At 74.0% G+C, this 7663-nt stretch carries 9 protein-coding genes; 8 read left to right on the top strand and 1 reads right to left on the bottom strand.

All coding sequences use genetic code 11. The annotated features are described in order from the left end of the window. Nucleotides 1-515 (top strand): sigma factor-like helix-turn-helix DNA-binding protein (locus ACFFNX_RS35700; protein ID WP_378210381.1); only part of this gene is annotated, 515 nt, incomplete at its 5' end. A 69-nt stretch (nt 516-584) separates the two neighbouring features. Further along, complete coding sequence (mftR, locus tag ACFFNX_RS35695; protein ID WP_378210379.1) at nt 585-1217, top strand: mycofactocin system transcriptional regulator MftR; 633 nt, start codon at nt 585-587, stop codon at nt 1215-1217. Between the two features lie 10 nt (nt 1218-1227). On the opposite strand, the gene mftG is transcribed toward mftR, so the two are convergent. Continuing rightward, nucleotides 1228-2820, bottom strand: a complete 1593-nt coding sequence (mftG, locus tag ACFFNX_RS35690; RefSeq protein WP_378210378.1) for a mycofactocin dehydrogenase MftG — start codon at nt 2818-2820, stop codon at nt 1228-1230. Nucleotides 2821-2937: 117 nt separating this feature from the next. On the opposite strand from mftG, the gene mftA reads away from it, so the two are divergent. From mftA to mftF, 6 genes are all read left to right on the top strand, one after another. Continuing rightward, on the top strand, nt 2938-3072 hold the full coding sequence (mftA, locus tag ACFFNX_RS35685) for a mycofactocin precursor MftA (RefSeq protein ID WP_378210376.1): 135 nt from the start codon (nt 2938-2940) through the stop codon (nt 3070-3072). Nucleotides 3073-3079: 7 nt separating this feature from the next. Beyond that, complete coding sequence (gene mftB / locus ACFFNX_RS35680; protein ID WP_378210374.1) at nt 3080-3418, top strand: mycofactocin biosynthesis chaperone MftB; 339 nt, start codon at nt 3080-3082, stop codon at nt 3416-3418. Then, nucleotides 3415-4644, top strand: coding sequence for a mycofactocin radical SAM maturase (mftC, locus tag ACFFNX_RS35675; protein ID WP_378210373.1), 1230 nt, complete (start codon nt 3415-3417; stop codon nt 4642-4644). The genes mftB and mftC overlap by 4 nt, the downstream gene beginning before the upstream one ends. 12 nt (nt 4645-4656) lie before the next feature. Further along, nucleotides 4657-5841, top strand: a complete 1185-nt coding sequence (gene mftD / locus ACFFNX_RS35670) for a pre-mycofactocin synthase MftD (RefSeq protein WP_378210371.1) — start codon at nt 4657-4659, stop codon at nt 5839-5841. Nucleotide 5842: 1 nt separating this feature from the next. Beyond that, a complete protein-coding gene (gene mftE / locus ACFFNX_RS35665) occupies nt 5843-6574 on the top strand; it encodes a mycofactocin biosynthesis peptidyl-dipeptidase MftE (RefSeq protein ID WP_378210370.1) in 732 nt (243 codons plus the stop codon). 6 nt (nt 6575-6580) lie between these two features. After that, nucleotides 6581-7663 (top strand): mycofactocin biosynthesis glycosyltransferase MftF (gene mftF, locus ACFFNX_RS35660; protein ID WP_378210369.1); only part of this gene is annotated, 1083 nt, incomplete at its 3' end.

The following is a 7663-nucleotide window of genomic DNA, read 5'->3' as shown; positions in this document are numbered from 1 at the left end:
CGGCCGAACGCGTCGCGTTCATCCTCCACGACGTCTTCCGCTACCCCTTCGCCGAAGTGGCCGAGATCGTCGGCCGCACCCCCGCGGCCTGCCGCCAGCTGGCCACATCGGCCCGCCGCCGCATCCGCGCGTCGGAGGGCGCCGTGACCCCGGCCACCCGCCGCGCCGGCATCGTCAGGGACTTCAAGCAGGCGTGGGAGACCCAGGACATCGAGGCCCTCATCGGCCTCCTCGACCCCGACGCCACGGCGACCGGCGACGGCGGCGGCCTCGTCAACGCCTCGCCGCACCCGATCGAGGGCGGCGAGCAGATCGCGCGCTACATGGCCGATCTCGCCGGCCGGGCCTCCGGCCTGACGATGCTGGAGCGTACGGTCAACGGCCAGCCCGGTCTGGTGGCTCAGCAGGACGGCGTCACGGCGGCGGTGTTCGCGTTCGACATCGCAGACGACCGGATCAAGCACGTCTGGGCGGTGCTCAACCCCGACAAGCTCCGCCCCTGGCTGACGGACTGACACCGGCGTACCCGTCTGTCGCCTCCGGGCGCCGTCCGGGACCCGCCGAGACCGTGGCAACCTGGTGTCGTGACCACTGAGAGCGAGAGGCGCGGCACCCCGCCCATCATGGGCAGGCCGCGTGTGACCTCGCGGGCCGCCCTCGAACGGCTGGCCTTCGATCTGTTCGCCCGCCGGGGCTTCGAGGAGACCACGGTCGACGACATCGCCGCAGCGGCCGGCATCGGGCGGCGGACGTTCTTCCGCTACTTCGCCTCGAAGAACGATCTCGTGTGGGGCGACTTCGAGGACCACCTGGAGAAGCTGCGCAGGCTGCTGCGCGACGCCGACCCGCACCTGCCGGCGCTCGACGCCGTACGCGCGGCCGTCGTGGAGTTCAACCGGTTCGACGTCAGGGACGTGCCCTGGCACCGGCAGCGCATGGAGCTCATCCTGCGGGTACCGACCCTCCAGGCCGACTCGACCCTGCGCTACGCCTCATGGCGCGAGGTCATCACGGAGTTCGTGGCGGAGCGCATGGGCCTGCCGCCCTCCGCGATGCTTCCCCGGCTCGCCGGTCACGTCTTCCTCGCGGCCTCGATCGCCGCCTATGAGCAGTGGCTGTTCTGCGGCGAGGACGCCGACCTGTCCGTCCTGCTCGACGAGGCGATCCGGCGGGTGGGCGGCGGCCTCCTGGAGACTCACGCGATGGCCGGGCCCTGACGAGGTCCGCTCAGCGACCCGGCGCGTTCGTACCGATGGCGTGCGCGATGAGCTCGCCGATGAGGACCGCCGTGGCGGCCGGGCCGCGCAGCGGCGCCGCCGGCAGGATCGAGGTGTCGGCGACGCGGAGCCCGCTCACGCCGTACACCCGGCCGTGAGCGTCGACCGCGGCGGACGGGTCGTCGGCCCGGCCCATCGGCACGGTCCCGCAGGTGTGCTGGGACGTGCCGAGGCGGGCGCGGAACCAGCGGTCGAGGAGGTGGTCGTCCTCGACAGCCCGGGGGCCGGGCTCCACGACGCCCGCGGAGACCTCGCCGAAGGCGGCGGTGGAGAGCAGGGCGGCCGTCGCCCGCACCGCCTCGCGCAGCCGGTGCCGGTCCGCGGCCGTCTCCAGGTACCCGTACTCGATGCGCGGCGGCACCCGGGGATCGGCCGACACCGTACGCAGCCGGCCGCCCGTCCGGGGAGTCTGGACCGAGGCGAGGAGCGCGAGGGGCCGTCCGGGGACCGTCGCCCGGCCGCCGACCAGCCCGGCCATCGGCACCAGCGACTGAAGGATCTCCAGGTCCCCGGGGTGGCCTCCACCGGATGAGGACAGGTGCAGGGCGCCGCCGAGCCACGAGCCGGGCGGCCCGCCCATCGGCCGCCGGGGCGTCCACTCCAGCACCACCTGGGGATGGTCGCTGAGCGCGGCGCCGACGGCGGGCAGGTCCTGGACCAGGGGAACGCCGGCGCGCGCCAGGACCTTCGCGGGTCCGATCCCCGACAGGTGCAGCAGGTGAGGCGAGGCGAAGGACCCGGCGCAGAGCACGATCTCACCGGCCTCCAGCACGGTGCGGCGCCCGTTCCGGTCGGCCACGACGCCGGTCGCGCGGTCGCGGTCGATGACCACCGACCGTACGGAGCAGTCGCCCACCACGGTGAGGTTGGGACGTCCCAGGGCGCCGAGCAGGTAGGCGGTCCCGGTGTTGATCCGCTCTCCGCCGGCCGTGTTCGTCGGCACCGGGCCGAACCCGGGCGCTCCCTGGGCGTTCTTGTCGGGCTCGTCCGGATGCCCCAGCTCCCGCGCGGCGGCCCGGAACGCCTCGGCGGCGGGGTGGCGCAGGTCGGTACGGCCGACCCGGATCGGCCCGCGGCCGCCGTGGACGGAGGTCGCCCCGAAGTCGAGGTCGGTCTCCAGCCCGCGCAGGAACGGAAGCACCCGCTCGTACGCCCAGAGGGCGTCGCCCGCCCGCGCGGACCAGCGGTCGAAGTCCTCGCGTCGCGCCCTGATGAAGTATCCGCCGTTGACCGTGGTCGAACCGCCCAGGACGCGCCCCCGGACGGCCGTGTAGGGCAGGTCGGGAGTGAGGTGGGCGGGATAGGCCCGGACCACGCGGGTCTCCGGCCGCGCGCCGGGCACGAGGCGCGCGTCCAGCAGCTCCGCGGGGAACCCGGGCGGGAACCGCGGGACCGGTCCGGCCTCCAGGACCAGGACCGTACGGCCCGGATCCTCGCTCAGCCGGGCCGCCAGGGCCGCTCCGCTGCCGCCCGCGCCGACGACGAGGACGTCGGGGCGCCTCGTCGGCCGGTCCGCGTCGTCACGTTCCCGGCACCGGCCCATACGCCCGAACCTTTCTTTTGGCACTCGATGCATTTAGTATCGCTCATGTCTCGGCCGCCGAGCCGTGCCGAGCCATCACGGCCGGACGCCGCACGTCAGACACACCGAGGAGATCCGATGAACGAGGTCCACCCCTCCGAGGCCGCCGGAAACCTCGCGGACGGCCCGGTCCAGGACTCGGCCGACGAACTCGCCGCCGCCGACTCACTGATCGAGGAGGTCTCGATCGACGGCATGTGCGGCGTCTACTAGGCCGCCCGTGCCCGGCATCGACCTCGACCGCGCCTGGGACCTGCACCCCCAGGTCGCGGTGCGGCCGGAACCCTTCGGCGCGCTCCTCTACCACTTCGGCACCCGCAGGCTGTCGTTCCTGAAGGACCGCCGGCTGCCGGCCGTCCTTCGGTCCCTCAAGGACGTCCCCACCGCACGGGACGCCTGCACGGCGGCCGGCGTACCGGCATCGGACCTGCCCCGGTACGGCGCGGCGCTCGCCGTCCTGGCCCGCTCGTCCATGATCGTCGAGAGGACCCCCATGACCGAGCGGAGCGAGGGAATCGAGTCCCAGCGATCGCGTCCTTCGACGAAGGAGGCCTCATGACCGAGACCGAGACGGCCGGAACGCGGCTGGTCGACCTGTTCGAGCACGGGCTCGACGCACCGATCTGCCTGACCTGGGAGCTGACCTACGCCTGCAACCTCGCCTGCGCGCACTGCCTGTCCAGTTCGGGACGCCGCGACCCGCGCGAGCTGAGCACCGCCGAGGCCAGAGCCGTCATCGACGAACTCGAGGCGATGCAGGTCTTCTACGTCAACATCGGCGGTGGCGAGCCGACCGTCCGGCCCGACTTCTGGGAGCTGCTCGACTACGCCACCGCGCACCACGTGGGCGTCAAGTTCTCCACCAACGGTGTGCGGATCACTCCGGAGATCGCTCGCCGGCTGGCCGCCAACGACTACGTCGACGTGCAGATCTCGCTCGACGGCGCGACCGCCGAGGTCAACGACGCGCTGCGGGGACCCGGTTCGTACGACACCGCCGTGCGCGCGATGCGGAACCTCGCGGACGCCGGCATGCGGAACTTCAAGCTCTCGGTCGTGTGCACCCGGCACAACATCCCGCAGATCGACGCGTTCAAGACGCTCGCCGACACGTACGGCGCCCGGCTCCGCCTGACCCGGCTGCGGCCCTCCGGGCGGGGCGCCGACGTGTGGGACGAACTGCACCCGACCCGCGAGCAGCAGCGCGAGCTGTACGACTGGCTGGTCGCGCACGGCGAGACCGTGCTGACCGGAGACTCGTTCTTCCACCTGTCCGCCTACGGCGAGGCGCTGCCCGGACTCAACCTGTGCGGCGCCGGACGGGTGGTGTGCCTCATCGATCCGGTCGGCGACGTGTACGCCTGCCCGTTCGCGATCCATGAGGAGTTCCTCGCCGGGAACGTGCGCCGGCCCGGCGGTTTCGGAGGAGTCTGGCGCGAGTCCGGGCTGTTCCGCCGCCTGCGCGGCCCGCAGAGCGGCGGCGCCTGCGCCTCCTGCGCCTTCTACGACACCTGCAAGGGCGGCTGCATGGCCGCCAAGTTCTTCACCGGCCTGCCGCTGGACGGCCCGGACCCCGAATGCGTCCAGGGACACGGCGAGGAGTTGCTGGCCGGGCGGCCGGAGAGCCGGACCGGCATCCCCCGGCCCTCGGCCGACCACTCCCACCGCACCGCTCCCGCCCGCGTCGGGCCGGTCCCGCTGACGCTCACCCGCCGCCCGGACGCGGACCGGCCCCCGGTGAGCGCGTGCGCCGAGGACCCCCTCGCCGGCCTGCGGATCCACTGAGGAGACCACCACATGCGCAGGAATCCCTGGTTCGAGACCGTCGCCGAGGCCCAGCGCCGGGCCAGGAAACGACTGCCGGCCGTGGTCTACGGATCGCTGGTCGCCGGATCCGAGCGCGGCCGGACGATCGAGGACAACATCGGGGCCTTCGCCGAACTCGGTTTCGCCCCCCACGTCGCCGGTCACCACGCGGACCGTGACCTGTCGACCACCGTGATGGGCGTGGAGATCTCGTTCCCCGTCCTCATCTCCCCCACGGGCGTGCAGGCCGTCCACCCCGACGGCGAGGTGGCGGTGGCCCGCGCGGCGGCCAACCGGGGTGTGATCATGGGGCTGAGCTCGTTCGCGAGCAAGCCCGTGGAAGAGGTCGTCGCGGCCAACCCGAACACCTTCTACCAGATGTACTGGACCGGCGACCGCGACGCGATGGTGCAGCGCATGGACCGCGCCCGTACGGCCGGCGCCAAGGCGCTGATCGCGACGCTGGACTGGTCGTTCTCGAACGGCCGGGACTGGGGCAGCCCCGCCATTCCCGAGAAGGTCGACCTGCGGACCATGGCGCGGCTGGCGCCCGGCGTCCTGCCGCGTCCCGCCTGGCTGTGGGCGTTCGCCAGGACCGGCCGCGTCCCCGACCTCACCGTGCCCAACCTCCGGCCCCCGGGCGGGCCCGCCCCCACCTTCTTCGGCGCCTACGGTGAGTGGATGCGGACCCCGCCGCCCACCTGGGACGACGTGGCGTGGCTCCGCAAACAGTGGGACGGGCCCTTCCTGCTCAAGGGCGTCACCCGCGTGGACGACGCGAAGAAGGCCGTCGACGCGGGCGTCACCGCCCTGTCCGTCTCCAACCACGGCGGCAACAACCTGGACACCACGCCCGCCACGATCCGGGTGCTCCCCGCCATCGCGGAGGCGGTCGGCGGCCAGATCGAGGTCCTCCTCGACGGCGGCGTACGGCGCGGCGGGGACGTCGCCAAGGCGCTCGCCCTGGGCGCGCGGGCCGTGCTGATCGGACGCGCCTACCTGTGGGGCCTGGCCGCGGGCGGGCAGGCCGGCGTCGAGAACGTCCTGGACATCCTGCGCGGCGGGCTCGACTCCGCGGTCCTGGGCCTCGGCCGCGCCGGTGTCCATGAGCTGTGCCCGGACGACCTCGTCATCCCACCCGGCTTCCGCCTCACCCTCGGCGACTCCGGCCACTGACGTGCGCGGGAAGGATCTCGCCGGCCGCGACCTGGCGGACGCCGTCTGGCCGTCCGTGCGGCCGGACGCCCTCGTCCTGGTGCCGGTCGGCTCGACCGAACAGCACGGGCCGCACCTGCCCCTGTCCACCGACACCGTGATCGCCCAGGCCGTCGCCGAACGCACCGCCGACGCCCTGCCCGTGGGTCCGCCACTCGTGGCGCCCGCGATCGCGTACGGGGCGAGCGGCGAGCACGCGGACTTCCCCGGCACGGTCTCGATGGGACACGACGCGCTGCGCATCGTGATCATCGAGGCCGTCCGCTCCCTGTCGCTGTGGGCGGGGCGCGTCGTCTTCGTCAACGGCCACGGCGGCAACACCGTCGCGCTCGACGCCGCCGTCGGCCGGCTGCGCGCCGAAGGACACGACGTCGCCTGGATCGGCTGCGGAGTCCCGTACGGCGACGCCCACGCCGGATTCACCGAGACCTCCGTGATGCTCCACCTGGCACCCGATCTGGTCGTCCGGTCGGGCGCGGTCGCCGGGAACACCCGCCCGCTCGCGGAGCTGATGCCGGAGCTGGTCGCCCACGGTGTGCGCGCCGTCTCCCCGTCCGGGGTCCTCGGCGATCCGGCCGGGGCCTCGGCCGAGGAGGGCCGGGAGATCGTACGGGCCATGACGGCGTCCATCGTCCGCCGCGTCGGCGCGGGCCTCGTCGACTCCCGGGGACGCCTCCTCGACCCCGGTCGCTGATCGGCCGTGTTCCCGGAAAGGCACGCACTCGGGCTCCCGCCGGGGTTCCGCATCGCCCTCGACCGGGACACGTCGTTCTGGTCGGGCGACCGCGTCGCCACGGGAGGCGCGCCCTGGAAGGTGGTCCGCCTCGGCGAGGCCGCGCGGCCGCACCTGGCGGAGCTGCGGCGGGCCGGCGAACACGGGCACGCCGCCACGTCCGCCGTCGGGCGGGCGCTGGCCCGCCGGCTGCTCGACCACGGCCTCGCCCATCCGGTACGGCCGCCGAGGCCCGGACCGCATGACGTGACGGTCGTCGTGCCGGCGTACGGACGCGCCGACGAGCTGGCACGCTGCCTCGCGGCCCTCAAGGACGTCCCGGTGATCGTCGTGGACGACGGGTCACCGGACCCCGAGCCGCTGCGACGAGTGGCCGCCACGCACGATGCCCGCCTGGTACGGCACCCGCGCAACCGGGGGCCCGCCGCCGCGCGCAACACGGGGCTGCGGCTGGCGGACACGCCGTTCGTCGCGTTCGTGGACTCCGACTGCCGGCCCGAGGACGGCTGGCTGGACGTTCTCCTGCCCTACTTCGACGACCCCAAGGTCGCGGCCGTGGCCCCGCGCATCGTCCCGGGAACCGATGACTCCCGCCTGCTGGCGCGGTACGAGGCCGCCCGGTCCGCGCTCGACATGGGAACCCGGCCGGCGCTGGTCCGCCCCGGGGCCCGGCTCGGCTTCGTACCCACCGCGACGCTCGTCGTACGCGCGTCCCCGGCACGGGATCTCGTCTTCGACGAGGAGATGCGGCTGGGCGAGGACGTCGACTTCGTCTGGCGGCTCGCCGACCGTGGCTGGCACGTGCGGTACCAGCCGGAGGCACGGGTGGCGCACACTCCACGCCTGGCGGCACCGGCCTGGGCCCGGCGCCGTCACGAGTACGGCACGTCGGCCGCGGCGCTGGCCGAACGCCATCCCGGGCGGCTCGCCCCCGCCCACCCGTCGGCCTGGAACCTGGCCACGCTGGCCCTGCTGACCTACGGACACCCGCGCGCCGCCTGGAACCTGGCCACGCTGGCCCTGCTGACCTACGGACACCCGCGCGCCGCG

Source organism: Actinoallomurus acaciae (genome assembly GCF_042429965.1).
Taxonomy (GTDB): Bacteria; Actinomycetota; Actinomycetes; order Streptosporangiales; family Streptosporangiaceae; genus Actinoallomurus; species Actinoallomurus acaciae.
Note: the sequence above shows the minus strand (reverse complement) of the source record. Positions and strands in the feature narration are given on the sequence as shown.

Bases quoted from the DNA above. Each gene is read 5' to 3' on its own strand.
- mftG (WP_378210378.1), bottom strand. From the start codon at position 2,820: ATGGGCCGGTGCCGGGAACGTGACGACGCGGACCGGCCGACGAGGCGC.
- mftA (WP_378210376.1), top strand. From the start codon at position 2,938: ATGAACGAGGTCCACCCCTCCGAGGCCGCCGGAAACCTCGCGGACGGC.
- mftC (WP_378210373.1), top strand. From the start codon at position 3,415: ATGACCGAGACCGAGACGGCCGGAACGCGGCTGGTCGACCTGTTCGAG.
- mftD (WP_378210371.1), top strand. From the start codon at position 4,657: ATGCGCAGGAATCCCTGGTTCGAGACCGTCGCCGAGGCCCAGCGCCGG.